Annotated in this window: 3 protein-coding genes; 2 read left to right on the forward strand and 1 reads right to left on the reverse strand. The window is 49.3% G+C overall.

Features of this window, described 5'->3' with window-relative positions:
- Window positions 1-12: 12 nt before the first annotated feature.
- Window positions 13-19,281 carry a putative Ig domain-containing protein gene (locus QUB63_RS33925; protein WP_332949783.1) on the reverse strand — a complete coding sequence of 6,423 codons (19,269 nt, stop codon included), beginning with the start codon at window positions 19,279-19,281 and terminating at the stop codon, window positions 13-15.
- 61 nt (window positions 19,282-19,342) lie between these two features.
- Here QUB63_RS33925 and QUB63_RS33930 point away from each other — a divergent pair, with 61 nt between their 5' ends.
- Together QUB63_RS33930 and QUB63_RS33935 are read left to right on the forward strand one after the other, a co-directional pair.
- A complete protein-coding gene (locus QUB63_RS33930; RefSeq protein WP_332949784.1) occupies window positions 19,343-19,651 on the forward strand; it encodes a hypothetical protein in 309 nt (102 codons plus the stop codon).
- 141 nt (window positions 19,652-19,792) lie between these two features.
- Window positions 19,793-20,173 carry a hypothetical protein gene (locus QUB63_RS33935; protein ID WP_332949785.1) on the forward strand — a complete coding sequence of 127 codons (381 nt, stop codon included), beginning with the start codon at window positions 19,793-19,795 and terminating at the stop codon, window positions 20,171-20,173.
- The last annotated feature ends 52 nt before the right edge of the window (window positions 20,174-20,225 follow it).

The raw sequence follows: 20,225 nt of genomic DNA on the forward strand, positions 1-20,225 counted from the left end.
TGGAAATTTTAATTATCTAGTACGGTCGAAGTAGGCTTTTCCATCATCGGGTCGAAATGCGGTTCCGCCATCGCTATCACCTGGATCTTGAATCACTATAACCTGGGTATTATCATCCCAGTATGCTCTGCGATTATTCCTAAGTTCTTTTTCTTCTGAAGGAAAAGTCATAATATCGTCAATTAGCGCTACTAATTCTTCTTGAGTTTTTATACCTAAAGGAATCCATGAATCATGTAAATGATCGCGCCAGGCATGACCATATGCAATATCATATGCCTCGTAATAGTTTATGTCAAAAAGATACCGAATCAGATTATGTAAACTCTGATCTCGAGGATGACCTGTGTGGTTGGGGAGGTGTGGTTGGGGTCCATCTCCAAATCCTGGCAAGCTGAGAAGCTTTCTTAGCAAGCTTGTTTGTGGCTTATGACCTGTATGCCGAGGTCCGCGATCAGAACTCGCTCCCATCCCAAAACCTCCAAGAGGTTCTGGTCTGTAAGAAGTTGTTACAAGACCGTAAACACCCACACTAACTGCCAAGGCATCTGCTAGAGCCTGGGTAACGTTAAGCTCTTGTAAAGATACACCAAAAAATCCAGTGGGATCGATATAGTTAACAGGATTACTATTACCGTAAACATACTTGTGCAGTGACATCGGATCTCTACGACGCCCTTCATAACTATCAACTCGGGTAAAACGCCCCACACTCGGATTGTAATACCTATCCCTCAAATAATATTGATCTAAATCTCCATCAAACTGTTCTCCCGCAAACAAGTAATCATTTTCTACATTACCAGCAGAAGCAACTAAATTCCCAAACGCATCATAAGCATAAGTATCAGTAACAACCCCACTAGCATTCAGCAACCCCCTCGTACTACCCAACCCATCAACCAAATAGAACGAATCTACATTCCCCCTCTCTTGGCTAATCAAATCCAACCCATAAACGTAACTAGCAGTCAAAGCATCATTTACATACTCCTCCAAAACCTGAGCGTAATCCCGATTGCCATCGACCAAATACTCAGTCGTCACCCCATTAACAGTCTTGCTTACCCTCACCCCATCAGCATCATAAGCATAAGAAACCGACAAATTAGGAGCCGACACCCCAACCAAACGATTCTCCTTATTCCAGGTGTAAGTTACGGTTTCAACAACATTGCCAGCAGCATCTTTCTTAGTCCTTGTTTTCGTATTTCCATTGGCATCGTACCCGTACTCAACGCTACCAACCAGCACGCCATTCTGCCTCAATTCCTCCCTCGACAAACGGTCGTTATCGTCATAAACATAAGCCGTCACCCCAGCAACAGAATCAGTCTTAGTCAACCGATTCCCCACAGCATCGTAACCGTAACTAATCGTGCGGTTGCCATTAACCGAATCGGTAATTGTCTCTGACTTCAGCCGATACAAATCGTCATATTCATACTCAACTTTCCTGCCGTTTTGTTCCGCAACAACCTTGCGATGCCCGACAGGATCGAGAGTATAATCGAAACTTTGAAGCGTTACGCCATTTCTTTGATACTGCAACAACTTCAACCGATTCAACTCATCGTAAGTCCGAGTTTCAACAACCCCATTCGGCAACTCTGTTCGTGATAAATTCCCTTCAGCATCGTAGAAATACTTCGTCTCGGCTAAATCCGGGTCTGTAACTTTCTCCAAGCGATTTTGCTCGTCATAAAAGTAAGCCGTCACCCCACTCGGAGTCTTCACTACTGTGCGATTTCCTGCCGCATCGTACCCGTACTCAATCGTCGCCCCACCAGCCAAATAAGGACCATCCGGGTCTTTTCTCGAAAGCAACCGTCCCCGAGAGTCGTAGTTAAAAGTAGTCGTCCCCCGCCCATCAACAACCGTCTTAAGCTGCCCGCTTGGGGTGTAAGTAAAAGTCACCGGGGCTTCGCCGCTACCTGGTGCAAACTGCTTGGATTCCAAGCGATTTTCGGCATCGTAAGTGTAGGTAATAGTATTACCATTAAAATCAGTAACACTTTGAACATTACCTGCAGCATCATAAGTCGTACTCGACCTTTGATTTAACGGTAACTCAACAACAACGCGACGGCCGTTTTTATCGTACTCAAATTCAGTCTTATTATCTTCAGCATCTTCCTGCCAAATCAACCGCCCAGCTTCATCGTAACCGTACTCGGTTCTGAGATTAATTGGATTAGTTCCAGCTTGATTCAAAGTCTGCACTACCGCAGTCAACCTGCCCAACGCATCGTACTCGTACTTGACTGTTTTTCCAGCAGCATCAGTAGTAGAAATGCGGCGACCTAAATTGTCATACTCAGTCTTAGTAGTCGGATTATCTAAAAGATTGTTGGGAGTAGCATCGGGATAAACAGTCTTTACCAACCGTCCCAAAGCATCGTATTCGTAACGAGTCACCCTTCCTTTGGCATCAACAGTAGCAACAGTCCGTCCCAAATTGTCGTATTCTGTCTTAGTTCGGGGATTATCAGCGAGGTTGTTCGGCGTATCGTCGGGATAAATTACCTCTACTAACCGACCGTCCGGATCGTACCGATATTCGGTGCGATTTCCCCTTTCGTCAATCTCGGCTTTGACATCGCCATTCTTGTAAAACTCAGTCTTACTGCGAGGATTGTTCGATAAGAAAGCAGGCGAAACATCGGGATAAATTACCTGCGTCCAGTCTATTGTAGCAGGAGTTTGACCGGGGGCGATCGCACTTACCAACTGACCCAAACTATCCACTCCATCGGGATAAATCGTCTCGATTAACCGCCCAGCATCATCATAATTGTAATGCGTTACTTGGCGATCGCGATCGACTTCAGTCCGCAAGCGACCGCCCTTATCGTAAATGTTAATCGTCCGCGGATTGTCAGCTAAATTAGCAGGAGTAGCATCGGGATAAATCGTTTCAACAAGTTGACCTTTACTATCGTAGCGGTACTCAGTTTTGTTGTTGCGGGCGTCGATGACAGCAATTTGATTCCCGTTAGCATCGTATTTGTACTCCGTTACTTTGTTTTCAACATCGGTAACTTTCGTAACTTTACCGTTACTATCGTAATCAGATTTAGTAACTAAAGTTTGCACTCCATTCGGAGTAGTTACAGTGCGAGTTTCAGTTTTGCGGTTGCCGCTGCTATCGTAGGTAAAGGTGGTTTGATATCCTAAAGCATCCTCCACTGAAAGCACATTTCCCGAACCATCGTAGGTAAACTTAGTAACTTTGTTAGCTGCGTCAGTGAGGGTGAGAAGATTTCCCCTCATATCGTAACTGAACTTAGTAACGTTCCCCTTCGCATCAGACGTTGACAGCAAATTACCACTCGGAGAATAAGTATAAGTCGCAGTATTCCCTTGTGCGTCGGTTTCAGTCAAAACCTGTCCCCGACTGTTATAAGTCCACCGAGAAACATTACCTAAAGCATCTTTCTCTGTTAACTTATTTCCTTTCGCGTCGTAAGTCCACTCTGTCTTCGACTTCACCTCTACCGGATTACCAGCAGCATTTAACTCGCTAGTAATTACAGTTTCAGTCAAAACATTATTATCCGCATCATAACTCCTGTCAATCCGCTGACCTAACGGGTCTATTTCAGTTAAAATATTTCCCCGACTGTCATAAACGTAAGTCGTTTCCTTACCAAAAACATCCTTAACCTTCTGAAGCGAATTATTCGGATCGTAAACCAACTCCACAGCCGAACCGTTGGCATCAAGCATCTGTTTGAGGCGACCTTTCTCATCGTACTGGGTCTTCACTCCACTCCGTCCCAACGGGTCAATCACCTCAGTTAAAAAGTGCGGTCTATCTGCATATTCGTACTTAAACTGAGTCCGATTATCCTCCCTATCCTTAACAGCAATCAAATCCCCTTTAGCATCATACTCATACTTAACCTTCTTCCCATCCGGGTCAACAACACTAACAATCCTGCCCTGAGAATCCCTCTCAAAAGTCACCGATTTCCCACTCGAACTCGCAATCCCCGCATCCGAAAAAGTCAGCTTGTTCCCGTTAGCATCAGTAGCAGTCAGCAAATCCCCAGACTTAGCATCAATGGAGTAAACCAACCCCTCTTTGGTAGTCAGAATATAAATGCTACCAAAAGCAGGATTTTCGGGATTGAAAGGCTGCCCGTTGACTCCGTAATACTCGCCGTAATCATTCCTGACCAAATTCGCATCCTTAACCGTCAAAGTCATCGTGGAACCCTTCCCTGACTCAAAAGCAGGTTTGTACATTGCAGCGCCCGGCCCAGCAGCCCCTAAATACTGATTTAGATGGTGTGAAGTCGGCTTAAAAGTAAAGGTTTCCCGCTTACCCCCCGGTAAAGTAATGAATACCTTAGTCTTGCTGTCAAACGGCACCGTATTTATCCCCAACTCCTCATAAGTTGGGTCAGGTTTTAAGGATGTTTTCAAATCCGTATCCCGGAACTCCATCCGCCAGCCGTAGCCGAAATCATCCGTTGAATTGGCATTTAACGAATCGTAAGTTCGAGTCACGTTAATCGGAATTCCCGCAACCGGAACTGACAAATCGGTAAAAGATAACCGGAAATTGCCCAACTTCAAATCGCCAGCAACATTCACCGTTCTTTCAGTAGTCGAACCGTTACCGTTAGCGTCGAAAGCAGTGAACTTCAGAACGTAAGCGCCGTTAGCCAAAACAGTCGGGTCAAAAGTCGCAACCGTTCCGTTGCTGACAGCAGTAGTTCCGCGATAAACCTCCTTAAATCCTCCGCCACCGCCCGGAATTTGCCCGCCACCAACTGGAGCAACTTCCAATGTATAGTAAGCCAAATTGCTGTCAGTTATCGTACCTCGAATTACCAGAGGTGCAGAAACATCAACATCAGATTCTAAACTGATATTGATGGTTGGCGCATTGACATCAGTGGGGTCAATCGCGCTGACACTTTGAGTAGCATTCCCTACATTCCCAGCACTATCTTTTGCCGTCGCAACTGCGGTGATTGGAGTTGAATTATTCAACTTGACAGTTGCTTTGCCCTGCGCGTCTATGACAACCGGAGTGCCGTTAATTGTCAGGCCCAAAGACTCGACTTTAACGTTATCGACAGCATTGACAGTAAACGTGACAGAATCCCCAACATTACCTGTATTGCTGCTAGCAATTAAATTGACTTTCGGCGCGACAGTATCGGCGACGACGCTGAGATTGTAGGAAACAGTAACAGTCTTGCCAAACGTATCGGCAATCGCAACTTGTACCGGTTGAGTCGTACCGACATCAGTTGCTTTGGGCGTCCAACTAACGCGCCCGAATTCATCAACACTCATGCCCGCAGGCGCTTGAACTAAGGAATAAGAAAGCAAATCTCCCTCAGCATCAGCCGCCTTCAAATCGTAACGGTAAGTAGCGCCAGCAGCCACCGATTGCTGCGCGGGTACGGTAGGAACCGCAGGCGCGGTGTTCGCCCTCGCAGTTAAAGTAAACCCTTGGGCTGCCCCCAAACCGCCAGCATCAGCAGCCCCGACAACAACAGTATGGTTGCCCGCAGTCGGGTTGTTCCAAGTCAGCAATCCAGTTGTCGGATTTATCGCCATCCCCGTTGGCGCTTGCAGCAACTGATAGGTCAAACTGCCCCCTTCGGGGTCGATTGCTTGTACCTGATAGCTGTATTGAGAACCCAAAGATGCGGCGAATAGCGGAGTCGAAACTACTGTTGGGGCCTGGTTGACAGCAGCCGTTCCCACGGAAACTGCAAACTTCTGATTCCCCACCCCTCCTTGGGCGTCGGTTGCCAAAACCTCAACTATGTGAGAACCCACACCAGCAGTACCCGGAGTCCATTCGATTAAACCAGTGCGGGCATCAATCTTCATGCCCTCCGGTTTAGTTCCCAAACTGTAGCGCAGGGTATCGTTTTCCGGGTCAGTTCCCAATACCTGATATTTGTAAGTACCGCCAACTCCAGCCACCGTAACCGGAATGGATACAATTGCCGGTGGCGTGTTAATCCCCGTTACCTTTAAAGTATATTCTTGGCCGGTATAAGAACCGAGGGCGTCAGTTACCCTTACCGCAACGGTATGTTCCCCAATTTGGTCGGGAGTCGGCTGCCAACTCAACCCCCCTGTTTTCGCGTCGATTACCATACCCTTGGGTGCGCTGTCAAGACTCCACAGCAAGTAATCGCCATCGGGGTCGCTTCCCGCTAGCCCGTAGCGGTAAACTTTCTCTAAGTTGGTAACGGTGTCGGGTACTGACGTGATGGAGGGCAGGCGGTTGGCGGTGGAATTCGAGACGTTAATAGTCCAAGATTGAGTGTCGGTTCCCCCGAAACCGTCGCTAGCAGATACAGAAACTGTTTGCGGGCCTGTTTGGGCGGCCGTCGGAATCCAGGACACCAAACCGGACGCATCAACACTCATCCCCACCGGCTTTCCAACCAAAGTAAAGGTTATCGGGTTGCCGTCGGGGTCGGTTGCAGCGAGTTTGTAGAAATAACCGCTGCCGGTGCGGGCTGTGGTGCGGGGGTCAGAACTAATGGAGGGGGGGCGGTTGGGAATTGCCTCGATGGTTCGCAGCGGTATCTCCAGTTTCGATTCCCCGCCCTTGCCGTCGCTAGCTTTAACGGTGAAAGAAGTTACTCCCAATTGTCCGGCTGTCGGCGTCCAAGTTACCAATCCGGTTGTCGGGTTGACTGTAACGCCGCTGGGCCCGCCTAAAAGCGAGTAAGTAATGGGGTCGCCGTCGGCATCGATAGCGGAGGCGCGGTACTCGAACCGCTTGCCGACTTGAGGTTGCAGGTTGGAGGGCGCGGCGTCCGAAAACAGCGGGGGATTGTTGGGCGGCACCAATTTTACTTCGACGTACTGCAAAGCTTGACCGCCCTTGCCGTCATTCGCCCGCAGGACGACGTTGAACTTCACCTCTGTCGGTGCCGCCTCTGGACGACCGAAAGCAATCAAGCGATCGCGCGTCGCCCGCAGTTCTTTATAATAGTCTTCTACCTGGGCTGCCGTCGGAGTCCAAACGACTGTACCGTTTTGCGGGTCAACGCTCATTCCAGTCGGGTTGAGAACCAAGCTGTAAGTAACCTCGTCGGCATCGGGGTCGGAGGCTAAAGCCCTGTAAACTAGGGGCTCTCCAGCTTTTAGCTGGAATGGAGGCGCTAGAGTCAAGAAAGTGGGGTCGGAGTTTGGCGGTTCGGTAGCTTTGTGAACGCCGAACAGGTGGGTAAAAGTTTGTCCGGCTGCGGTGACTGCATCTGTAAATGCCGGCGCGGTAGGAACCGTTTGCGCGTAGCCGCTGGGGGCGACGGCACGCACGGGGTAAGTACCCGGCACCAAATTGTCAAAGGTAAAGTGATAGTTGGTCGCGCCCAAACTTGAAGGAGAATCGTTTTGTGCGGTCAACTGTTTCGGTTCGTTGGGGTCTAGCGTGCCGTTGTTGTTGAGGTCCAGATAGACCGGCACGTTTTCCATCAAAGGCTCTAGAGTGTAGCGGGGGTAAAAACCGCCGAAAACGCTGCTTAACTGGTCTATATCGCTCAGGATTACCGCCTCTGGGTCGAGTTTTTTGATGGTATCCAGGGTCGAATATTTGCCGATACCGAAAGCTGTCAAGCCGATTCCCTTAGCTTGGAGGTCGGCCCTGACGTTCGCGGAGACTGTGGCATCGAGAGCGCCGTAGCCGTCGGACATGAAGATAACATTCTTATCTCCCGGCATCAAAGGAACAAGAAGGTCGATCGCGGCGACGGCATTGGTAAAGTTATTGTTACCGTTGGGGGTGGTGTAAGTGCTGCTTGCCAGGATTTCCCGGATATCGGGGATGCCGTTGCTGTTTTTATCGGCCAGCGGCGTCGTGTAGGGCTGAACCCCAGGCGTTGCGGGGTCCATATCTTGAATCAGAGCGGTAATTTGGTGTGGAATTAACCCGATATTCACCCGAGTTCCCAAACCTTGAGCTATTAATGTATCGACGAGAGTCAGGGTAGCGGCGACTTGAGCTTTGAGAACGTCATCTACCCCAGCCGGACCATCAAACGGAGCGGCGGTACTGCCAGAAACATCGATCGCCACTACGATCGCCGGATTGTTGCCTTTAACTAATTTAGAATCGCGGAAACCGTTGCCGTTTAAATCGTCGAACACGGCTCCCTGAATTTTACCCACAGCACCGTAAGCATCGACGCGGAAAGTTTGCAAGCCCTTACCGCCGCGCGGGTCTGCCACCTCCACGGTAAAGTCAGCTTTGCTTCCGGGCGCAACATTTTCCGGGAACCACAGCAATTCTCCGCTATCGCCGTCAATCAATGCTCCCAGCGGACCGTCAACCAAGCGGTATTTGAGCCGGTCGCCGTCCGGGTCAACCGCAGCTAACTGATAGCGGTAAATTTTATCGTCGAGTCCGAAGCGCACCACCGGGGAGCTGACGATAACCGGATTGCTGTTGGTCGGGTCGGGCCACACCCTCAGGCTGTATTCTTGGATATCCTTGCCGCCTTGACCGTCTGACGCTTCCAGCTTCACGGGATACAAACCGGTCGAACCAAGAGCATTGCTGCCCGTTTCCCCCGTTCCCGGAGTCACGATATCGGCTGCGGTTTTCTCGTAGCGCAGAGCTCGGAACTGGTAATTGACCGGAGCGCTCGAATTCCCGCCCTCTATTAACAGAGCGTACTCTCCCGTGGCTGGCAGTTCCACTTCCAAATCACTGCCGAGCCAATTATAAGTAACCTGCTTGTTGTCAGGACCGATTACCTTCCAGTAATTTGAATAATTACCGATAAGAGAATCGACGAACAAGCGATCGCCCTGATTGCCCTCAAACTTGTAGAATTTGCTTTGTCGCCCGTCTGACAAAGTACCGGTCACTGGCAAGTTGAACGGCATGGAAGCAGCGGAGGACAATTCTAGGAGTTGGAACGAGTAGTTTTGGTCGGTTGCTTGCTGGCCTTCGATTACCAGTTGGTACAAACCGTTCTGAGTCATAGTCAGCGGTTCGGTATCCTGGAAGTTGGATCTAGTAAAAACTGCTTTCCCAGTCGGGTCGTATAAAGTTGCAGAGACATTACTTCCCGCCATACCGTTGAAAGCCACTCGCAAGCCTTCCACGCCTTCAAAAGTATAAACTTTAGCCTGCGTTCCGTTGGTCGTTACCGATTCGACGGTGCCGGTGGCCAAGTAATTGACTGCCGAACTTCGGAGACTGTTGGGCAACTCAGCGATGCGGAATTGGTAATTGCCGTTCGAGGAGGGATAGGAGCCGGAGATTTGCACGGTGTATTCCCCCGTTTGCGGGAGTGTCAGGGGAGCCGAATTCGCGCTGGTATCTTGGTCGTTAAATACTCTGGTGGTGCCGTCGGGGGCTATCAACCTCGCCCTGATTTGCCAGTTGTTGGTGGTGGTGCTGTTGTTGATGCTGTCAAAGAAGATTTGAGTGCCGGCCTTCGCAGTAAACTTGTGGTTGTTGGTGCCGCCAGCAGCCAGCGTGCCGTTGATTGCAGAATTGAGCCCGGTGCTGGCAGTCGGTGCCGGCGTGCTGTCAGTCGCGTTAAAACTGTAGCTGACAGGTGAAGTGTTGTTTCCGGTAACGGCTAGGGCGTACAAACCCGCAGCAGGCAGCGTTACCTTAAAGTCGGGCGAGTTAAGAGGCGGGGAAACTATTGCTTTGCCATCGGGTCCGTAGAGCGCCCAATTTCCGCCGTTAGTCCACGCAGCAGCACTTAAATCGAAGTTTAATACTTGACCCTGACGGCCGTTAATTCGATACAAATCAACTTCTCCCGTTGGTGCCGTGCCGGTATTGGGCGCGGTCAAATTCAGGGGAGTAACTTCGGCCAAATCGCTCAATTTGAAACTGTAATTGCCCGCGTTATTGTCGGCGGCATCAACTACTAAGCGGTAAGTTCCGCTGGCAGTCAAAGGTTGCGGCAGCCAGTTAGCGTTCGCACTAACACTATCAGTGGGATAAACAGAGTTCGGATAGCTCGACATACCCGTAACTGGGTTGCCAAAAGGATCGTAAAGCTTCACCGACAAATTGTTGTTCCCCGTTATACCGTCAAAGAACAACTTTTGTCCGAGCTTTCCTTCAAAAGTATAGGTGTCTTTTTCACCGGCTTTGTCGATGCTTTTACTGACAGTTTGACCGAGAGTTAGAGGCACTGTAGTTGGCTCGGATCTGACAACTTTAAACTCGTAGTTGTTATTAGGTCTGTCCTGACCGGCTAAAACTAACGAGTATTCGCCAGTAACGGGCAAAGCTCTTTCGTCGTCCGAAGCCAAGCCTTTATAGGTCAATTGCTTGCCGTATGGGTCGTAAAGGTAGTAGTAATTGTACGGATCTCCGGCAGTCATATCGAAGTACAGGTAGCTGCCTGATGCACCTTGAAACTTGTAGGTTTTAGCTTCGCGCTTGCTGCTGCCGAAATTGCCTGAAATAGGAGAATCCAAACTCAAAGTTTCGCCGGCCGCCAAATCGAGCAAGCGGAAACTGTAGGTATCGCCCGCTCGATCGCCGGAGCTATCTACAATCAGTTTGTAATTGCCTTGTTTTTTAAGAACGACAGGTTCTCGATCTGAGTAGGCATATTGACCGTTATACCAGTCGCCGAAAATTATTTCCCCATCCGGATCTACCAACTTTAATGTCAGGTTTGCTGGGGAATTTTCCAAGCTGTCAAACCACAGTTTTTGACCGATAGTGCCAGTAAAAGCATAGATATCCTGTTCTCCTGCTTCGCCGATCGTACCGCTAACAGTATCGCCCACCTTGTAAGGTGCGGTAACGATATCCGGCGTTACTATCCGCAGGTTGTAGTTGTTATTGCTAGCGTTTTTGCCCGACAAAATTAGAGTGTATTCGCCAGAACTCGGCAGCGCTGTTTTCTCATTGTCAGAACTCAAACCCCCGTAATCAAAAATCTGCTTTCCGTAGGGGTCGTAGAGGAAATAATTGTTAGCAGCATCGCCAACCGTAGAATCAAAATAAAGAGGCTGACCTTGAGTGCCGTTAAACCGATAGGCAATTGCTTCCCGCTTGAAAGTGCCGAAATTCCCCGTAATAGGGGTGTCTAAAGAAGTAACAGTTGCCGCTGCCGAGTCGAGGAAGCGGAATTGGTAAGCGCCCGTATAATCGTAGGAACCGTCTACTTTTAAGGTGTAAGTTCCAGCCTCAGTTAAAGTCAATAAATCTGAGGAATTTGTATCGTCGCCAACATTGTGACCGTTCAACAGAAGTTTGCCTGTTGGCGAATACAAGTAAGCGCTAATGTTGCTGCTCGCCAGCAAGCTATCCAACCACAATTTTTGACCGGGAGTACCCGTAAAAGTGTAGGTATCTTGTTCTCCAGGTTCCCCAATCGTGCCTGTTATTGTATCTCCAATGAAGTGAGGTTGGGTGACGAGATCGGGCGTTACCATCCGCATGGTATAATTGTTATTCAGTTGCTCGGTCCCGTTAAAAACAAGAGTGTACTCGCCCGAACTCGGCAGCTTTGTCGGTTCAACGCCATAATCGTAGGAGTAAGGATAGGGAGGGTCATAAGACAAATTCTGATAGAAAAAGCGCTGCCCGTCGGGACTGTAGACAGAGTAGTTCGACCCGCCTCCATCAATGCGATCGAAATAGACGTATTGACCCTCTGCTCCTGTAAATTTATACACGATCGCGTCGCGCTTGCTCGTGCCAAAATTGCCAGTAATATTTACATCTAAAGTGGTGGTTTGTGCGGCAGCCGCTAAATCGAGAATGCGGAAGCTGTAGTTGCCGGTAGCGTCACCATAACCATCTACTACAAAGCGGTAATTACCCGTTTCTTTAAGAGTAGTAAGAGCAGCGGGTTCGAGATCGCTTCCCAAACTTTGACTGTTCCAGATTACAGTGTTTGTGGGACTGTACAAAGTACCGTAAATATTGCCCGCAGCAGCGAGGCTGTCGAACCACAAACGCTGACCTTCCGTACCCGCAAAAGTATAAGTATTTTGCTGGCCGGCTTTGGCAATTTCCCCATTCACGGTATTGCCGATCGTTAAGGGAAATGCAGCATCTGTCGGAGTGACGATCCGCACTCCGTAATTGTTATTGGTGTTGTTCCTACCAACAAAAGCTAACAGGTACTCGCCGGAACTCGGCAGTTTTTTAGGTTCGCCATCGTAGCTCAGGCTGTTAGAGAAAAATAGATTTCCGTCGGGACTGTAGATATAGTAGGGGTTGTAGTAATCCCCATCAGTCCGATCGAAATAGAGGGTTTGGTTTTCTAGACCTTGAAACTTGTACAAAACAGTTTCTTGCTTGCTCGGACCGAAGTTGCCGGATACAGGTCTATTATCCAAGCTGGTTAAAGTTGTTGCGCCCGCATTGTCAAGCAGTCGGAAGTTGGCTGTTGTTGTTGAAGTATTGCCCGATTGCAGCACCAAATAGTATTCGCCGTCAGCTTGTAAAGTCTGCAATTCAATATCGCCTTCCAAATTATAATAACGAGAAGCAATTTCCCGCCCGCTCGAATTTAACAGTTTTGCAGTAACGTTGGAATTAGTCGCATATAAACCATCCAACCAAACTTTTTGGCCTGCTGTCCCCGTGAATTTATATGCTTTCGTTTCCCGAGGATTTAAAGATACATTGATGGGGGCATTCAAGGCGAGCGTTGGCGATGCTTTGAGGTCAACCAATTGGAAGCTGTAATTGCCCGTGGTAGTGGCAGGGGAACCGTAAACTTGCAGCTTGTAGGGACCTGTTTGCGTTAGTTGATAAGCACCGTAGTCACTCCCGCTGTCGAAGTTGCTGAAGACCTCAGTATTGTTATTTGGATTTAAAAGTTTAACTCGCTTTGTCGAGTCGTTGCTTTGACCGTCAAAATAAATTAGCGTCCCGGATGCGGCCGTGAAGGAGTACTCATCCACTTCTCCCGGTGCTGACAGCATGCCGTTGTACGCCACGGACAACCCGCTGTTGGTTGTTGGCGGTGGCTGGGTGCTGTTGGCTTGAACGTTATAGCTGACCGGACTGGCTGTTGGATTCCGCAGCGCCAGGATGTAAGTGCCGTCAGCGGGCAACGTCTTCGTGAAGTCGCTGCTGAGGGATGCCCCGCCGACATAGTTGTTTTCGTAGTAGTAGTCAGGGTTCAGCAGGTTTGTAGGAGCGTACAGCACCCACTCCCCGCCGGAACCCCCGCTCAGACTGTCGAAGTTCAATTGCTGCCCTGCCGTGCCGTTAATTTTGTAATTGACGGTTTCTTTTGCACCCAGGCTGCCGCTGAGGGGGCTTCCCAACGGCAGGAGCGGTGCTGCATCAGAGAGAATGAAGCTGTAATCCCCAATAGTATTGGTATTGCCGTCAACGGTCACTTTGTAAGTGCCCGGTTCGGTAAGGGTGAAGGGCGGGCGGTCTGCGCCCGTGTTGGCGTTGTTGAGAACCTCTTTACCGCTGGGACTCTCGATTTTAACGGTGATATTGCTGTTGCCGGTGCGGGGGTCGAAGTACAGCGTTTGACCGACAGCGCCTGTAAAGGTGTAGACATCTTGTTCCCCTAGCTTAGCGATATTGCCTTGAATTAGAGCATTTAGGCTCAGCGAAGTAGGAGGCGAGGTCGTGGTAACTAGCTGAATTTTGTAGTTGACGGGCGCGCTGTTTTCGGACCTCAGCATCAGGTAGTAAGTACCGTCTCCCGGCAAGACCTGTTCAAAATCGTTTGCAAGTGCTACTTCACTGAGTTCGTCATTGTTGGAGTTGTAGAGGTGCCAATTGGTGTTGGGGGAGTTTTCTTGGCTGTCGAAGTAAACGCGATCGCCTTTGGCTCCTGTAAATTTATAGAACTGTATCGCGCTCCCAGGATTCAGCGTACCGGAGGTCGGGCTTGGGGCATCTTTTTGCAAGACTGGCGCGGCGTTGATATCTATCAGTCGGAAACTGTAGCTGTCGGTCGATTCTCCCGAACCGTCTACTGTCAGCGAGTAGGTTCCTGACTCCGGCAGACTGACGGGATTCCGCCAAGATCCGTCCGCGTACAACAGAGAGCTGTAGCCGTCGATGACTTTGGTGCCGCTGGGGCTAACTAAAGTAGCCCTGTTGTTTGGCGTCTCCATGAGAGTATCGAGGAACACCCGCTGTCCTTTGGTGCCGGTAAAGGTGTAAACGTCCTGCTCGCCTTTTTCGCCGATGGAACTCGAAACTGGGACGTTAAATGCCAGCGTCCCGGATTGCACGTCGGGAGTAATTACTTTGAACGAGTAGTTAACCGGAGTGTTGTTATTGTTGCCCCTGATTGCCAGCGTGTAAATGCCGGAGTTCGGCAGCACCACTTCCATGTCGTCGTTTTGGGAAGCATGACCGCTAGGAACCAAGTTATTCCCAGAATCGTAGAGAGTCCAGTTTGTATTTGCAGTTCCGCCCGGCGTATCAAAAAAGAGGCGCTGGTTTTTCTCACCTGTAAACTTATACAAATGTGTTTCCTGACCGTTCGTGAGGGTGTTGCTGATGTTGGTATCTGGCAAGATGGGCGTTGCCAGAGCTAAGTCGAGAATGCTGAAACTGTAAGTGCCAGTATTTTCTGTTGCGGCGTCAATTTCTATGCGGTAAGTGCCACTTTCCTTTAAGGTAATTGGCTCTCCATCGTCAGCGTACTGGAGATTGCGAATCCCCAGGGAGGCACCGCTGGGGGCGATCAGTTTCGCTGAGTTCTCTCCCAACCACCATAAGGGGTTCGGGATATTGTAGAACAGCCGATCGAAATAAATGCGCTGTCCCGGCTCTCCCGTAAAGGTGTAGTAATCTGTTTCGCCTTTTTCTTTGAGGAGGCCGTAAATGCTGTTGGGTGCGGCGTTGCTGCCGGGGACGATGGGTACTGTAATGTCGTCGGGCGTGATAATTTCAAACGAGTAATCGCCGGTGCTGGTAAAGCTGGAGTTGCCGCGCAGCGCGAGTACGTACTCGCCGTCCGAGGGCAACTTCAGTTCCATATCCGGTCCCGAAATGCGAGACGGGATTGGTTTGTTGTCGGCCGAGTAGAGTACCCAGTCGAAGCCGCCGGTGTTGGTTTTGTTGTCGAAGAACAGCTTTTGACCCTTGCTGCCGGTGAAGCGAAATAGGTCGTCTTCCGAACCGGGACTTAGAGTGCCTTTGATGGTTGTATCGAAGGGAACGGCCGGTATCAGACCCAGGTCGATAACGCTGAAGCCGTAGCTGCCGGTAGCGTCGCCGTTGGTTGACGTTACGAGGCGGTAATTGCCGGTTTCTGTCAGGTTGAGGATTCTGTTGCTGTTTAAGTCCCCGGTCGATACATTCTGACCGCTGGGGCTGATAATATCGAATTTCCAATTTCCGGCAGAACCGCTGTATTGCAGCGGGTCGATGTAAATGCGCTGTCCGGCTGTGCCGCTGAAGGTGAAGAAGTCGCTCTCGCCGGGCAGGCTGATTTTGCCCAGTACCGTATCTCCCAGCACGAGTACGGCCGGCGGCGTCCATTCTACGAGTCCCGTTTGGGGGTTAACTGTCATGCCCTCCGGGCCCAGAATCAGGCTGTAATTGACCGTATCGCTGTCGGGGTCGCTGGCAAAGCCGTCGTAGCGGTAGGGTTTATCTATCCAAGCATCGACTACCGGCGTCGATGTAAATACCGGCGGCCGGTTCGGCGGCTGGTTGAGGGCCGACAAAGTGTAAGTAAGTTGGGCAATCCCTCCGTTCCCGTCGGACGCTTGCACTGTCACCGAATGGTTGCCAATAACATCCACAGCCGTCGGATTCCAAGCAATCCTTCCGGTTGCGGGATCTATCTGCATCCCGTTCGGTTTTTCTAACAGCGAATAGACGATCGCATCTCCATCCGGGTCAACAGCAGCAGCGGTAAAAACGTAAGGTTTTCCAATTACTACTTCCGTATCTGGAGTTCCCGAAAACTTCGGCTGCTGGTTCAATTCGCCCAAAAATACTAAATCGTAACTGAATCGAACTCCCGCAGGATTGTAGAATTTTAACGTATCGGTTCGCGTTGTTTCTCCCGGTGCTAGCAGACCGTCCCCTACGAGCGAAGTAAAATCGTAATAAACGATTCCTTCCGGCGTAATTCCCGCAGCATCTAACAATCTAACCGTCGGGTCGCTAATGTTAGTTACTCCCACCAACAACCTGTCGCGCAGCGGGTATTGCCCGATATTTTTTAACGCTAAATCGGCGTGCAGAACTTTGGTTGTAGAGTTGAACGATGTCTGCCCGTACTCGGTTTCCACGCCCCCGGAAACATCCCTCAAAGCAGCGAAGTCGATCGGGGTGCTGTCGGGAACCGTTCCTGCGGGCGTTGTCGGTGTTGGCGGCGGCGCAGCGCCCGGTTGCACGGCAATGGAGGTGATGCCGACTTTGGTGGCCGCGTCGCTGTCGTTGTTGACCAATCGCACTTGCAGGGTGGCGGCGGTTCCGGGCGCGATTTGCGACAAGTCTATGCTGATTTTAGAACCGTTGAAGGTGACGCCCGGTGCTAGTTGGGGCGGCAGACCTTCAGTAATGTTAAAGTCGGCGTTCTTGCCGCTGGCAATGGTGCCGGTTAAGGATTTCCCAGTCCCATCCACTAACGATATTTCAAAGGCGTCGTTAATCGATTTGGGATTGGTATCCGAGGTGTCGAAATTGAGTCCGACAATGCCAATATCGAGGGTTGAAGGGGATGCTGGGACGGTTAAGGTGTGCGAGTAAGTGTTGGCAAATGTCGTTCCTTCTACCAACCAAATTGTATCGGGGTTCGGTTCAGTTGGCTCTACCAAACTGTTGGCGTATTCTATCAGTTGTTCTCCTAGCGGAGTATTGCGCCATTCTTTAGCAGGATTGATGACGGATGAAAGCGGCGGTGCGTTCCCGGTGGCCCCAACTACTGTGAAGATAAAGTCATTGTAATCGCCGTCCGAGTTGGCGGATGACATATCTTCCAGGGCGAAGGTGTTGCCCGTTCCCGTTGCATCGGCGATCGGCAACACGTAAGATGTATTGTTGGGATTGGCATTCGCAATACTGAATAAGGGACGCAGTTCGGGAAATAAATCCCACAACCACGAGTATTGAACCGATGACTGCACCGTACCGCTGGGTACTAACATGACGGCAAAGGTATCTCCAGGTGTCATGTTGAAGGTTTTGATACCCTGATATTCTCCTGCACCGAAATTGCCTTCTCCCGGCATCGAACCGGTGAATTTTGCTCCTTCTGTACTATCGCGGATGACGATGTGTCCTTCGGTTGAATTAGTTAGAACTCTTCTGGCAGCTTCGGCGATGAATTCTGGACTTCCTGGCGCAAGCGATTCCATTCCTGTCAGGCTGAAAATGGCAAGTTCGCCCTGATAGTAGCCGCCGTCAAACGTATAGTCGAATTTGACTAATCCTGTCGTACCGACGGCGAACGTGCCCGGTGTTTGCGAGTTGGCGGATGCTGCGATTGAGAGAAAAGTTGAAGGGTTGGAATTGAGTCGCCCGTTGGCGGTTGGCTGCGCGTTAGCACTTTGATTTTCGGCTTCTCTTTCGACAATTTGAGTAGGTTCTTCTGTGGGTAATGGCAGTAGTAAATCGCTTGCCAAGACTGCGGGTTTTGGCAACAGCAGTGAATTGCTTGGAGTGGGGGAGGGTGGGGGAACAAATAATGAATCGCTGTCTGTTTCAAATTCTGCTGTGAAGGTGGTAGCGATGTTTTTAAGCGTATCGGCGACAGAGGTGGCATCGTGAGAGTCTGTTGCTGAGGGCAATTGTTCGGCAGCGGTTGCAGCGGGCAATTCTGTGTTGCTGCTTGGCAATTGTTCGCTCAAATTGTCAGCCAGCAATTCTGTTGGTTGTGGCGGTTGTTCTACTCGACTGGGAACTGGCGTTTCTGTTGGTTGTGGCGGTTGTTCTACTAAATTAAAATCCACCTTAATTGTAGAAGATTCTCCAGTTCTCACTGCTGTGGTAGTTGCTGTTGTCGTTGCCGGAAATTCGGTAATTTCTGCTGCTGCGGTTGTTGGAATTTCGGTAATTTCTACTGCTGTTGCGGTTGTCGGAACTTCAGTGATTTTTAATGCTTCTGCGGTCGAAACTTCGGTAATTTCTCTTGCTGCTGCGGTTGTCGGAACTGGGGTAGTTTCGCTTGCTGCGGTTGTCGGTATTGCAGCAGCAGGTTTGATTTGGGATGCGTCAATTTCGACCTTGGCGTTCGTTGGAACAGTTAAAGGTTGAGCGCTTACCTCCGGTTCGCTATTTGAGTTGCTTGTGGGAACAGTCGCGGGTTTTTGCGACGATTGCTCTGATGTTAATTCCTCTGAATTTACAGCAGTTTTAGATGGTGATTCAGGGTGGATTTGTTCGTCAACTGCAACTGTTGGGGATGATTTTTCTGACTCTAATTCATAAGAAGCAACAGCAGTTTTGGATGGTTCGTTTTGGTTGGTTGCTTCGTCAAGTGCAACTGTTGGGGATTTATGATTTGTAGTGCTATCCTTCGAGGAAATATTGGGGCTAACAGAAGTATCGACTGTTGCTGCTGTTGGCGGCAATTCCGAAGTCTGGGAATTATCAACTGTTGGTTCTGGATTTGATTGGCCCGCACCGGAGGTCGTTGTTGGTTCTATTTTTGGCGATTTGCTCTCTTGACTGTCAACTGTTGGTTCTGGATTTGGTTGGTTTCGTTCTACAGTTGTTGTTAGTTCTCTTTGGGGCGATTTTGTGGTGTCAGATTCAGCTATTGAGTCATTTTTCGGCGGTGATTGGCTGGTGGATTCAGCAATTATTGAGTCTGTTTTCGGCGATTCTGTTGGAGCATAATTTATTAATTCTTCAACGAATTTCTCGTAGCTTTTTTGGCGTTCCTCATCAATAAATTGACTTAGCGCCGCGACTTTTGACGTGGCGCCTGTTATTTTAAATATGATATCGTTGTAATCCAAATCGCTGCCTTCATTTACTCCCATGTCTTCCATGACGAAGAGTTTGCCGTCACCTGTAATGTCGGCAATTTGACCGATTTGGGCGCCGTCGCTGGGATTGTCTGTAGCTATGGAAAATAGGGGTTTTTTGTCGCCGCCGATTGCGGGGTTGTCGTATACTTGCTGTACGGTGCCGTTGGGGACTAGCATGAAGAAGAATTTGTCTCCAGGGGTCATGGCAAATGTTTTTGTGCCGAGGTATTGTCCTGAGTTGACGTTTTCTGAGCTGTTAGCGTCGGTGTAATATGCTCCTTCTAAATCGTCATTTATTGCGATGTAGCCCTTTTTCGAGTTGCTTAAAGCTCTGCTGGCTGCTTCAGAAATGAAGGCAAGGGAACCAAGAACGAATTTCTCCATTCCTCGCAGGCTGACGATTGCTAGCTGTCCCGCATACGAGCCGCCATCCGATGTGAATTCTATGCCGATTATTCCTTTTTCATCGACACTAAATGCGTTTGAGTCAAAGTTAATGCTGCTTGAAGGGGTTGAGGCTTTATCGGGTTCTTTCTTAGTGGCGGTATCTAGGTTATTGGCGGTGGAGGTTTCGGTAGGTGAGGTTTTGTTTGATTCTACATTATCGGTTGTTGAGGCATTTGCGGGTGATGTTGTGTTGGGTTCTATTTTATCAATCGTTGATGCCGTTGCAGGTGATGTTGTGTTGGGTTCTATTTTATCAATCGTTGATGTTGGATCTGGTGCGGGTAAGGTTTTATTTGACTCTATTTGATCGGTCGTTGATGTAATCGTAGGTGATGGCTTGTTAGCTGAAGATTTATCGGTGTTTATTACAGTTGCGGGTGATGTTTTATTCGGTTCTGCATTTTCAGCGGTTGATGCAGTTGCGGGTAATGGTTGATTTGCTTCAGATTTGTCAGTTTTTAATACAGTTGCAGGTGATGTTTTATCGGCTTCAGACTTGTCAATCGTTGACGCAGTTGCGGATGATGTTGTATTTGCTTTTGAATTGTCACTCGTTGATGTAATTGCAGGTGAAGTTGTAGTGGATTCTGATTTATCAGTCGTTGATAAAGTCGCAGTTGCGGGTAAGGTTTTATTAGCTTCAATTAAATCGGAGTTTGATACAGGTGCGGGTAAGATTTTATCGGCTTCAGAATTGTCAGATGTTAATGATGTTGCAGGTGATGTTTTGTTTGGTTCTGATTTGTCAGTCGTTGATACAGATGCGAGCGATGTTTTGCTGGACTCTGAGTTTGTGGATGTTGGTATAGCAATCCTAAATGATTCGTAAAATTTTATAATTTATAATATTTAGGTCATGTGTTAATATTTAGATTGGGAAT

Origin of the sequence: Microcoleus sp. ARI1-B5, assembly GCF_036705795.1 — a bacterium.
Classification (GTDB): domain Bacteria; phylum Cyanobacteriota; class Cyanobacteriia; order Cyanobacteriales; family Microcoleaceae; genus Microcoleus.

Coding starts and splice junctions, on each gene's coding strand:
- QUB63_RS33925 (WP_332949783.1), bottom strand. CDS start 19,281: ATGGAGAAATTCGTTCTTGGTTCCCTTGCCTTCATTTCTGAAGCAGCC.
- QUB63_RS33930 (WP_332949784.1), top strand. CDS start 19,343: ATGCCGATTATTCCTTTTTCATCGACACTAAATGCGTTTGAGTCAAAG.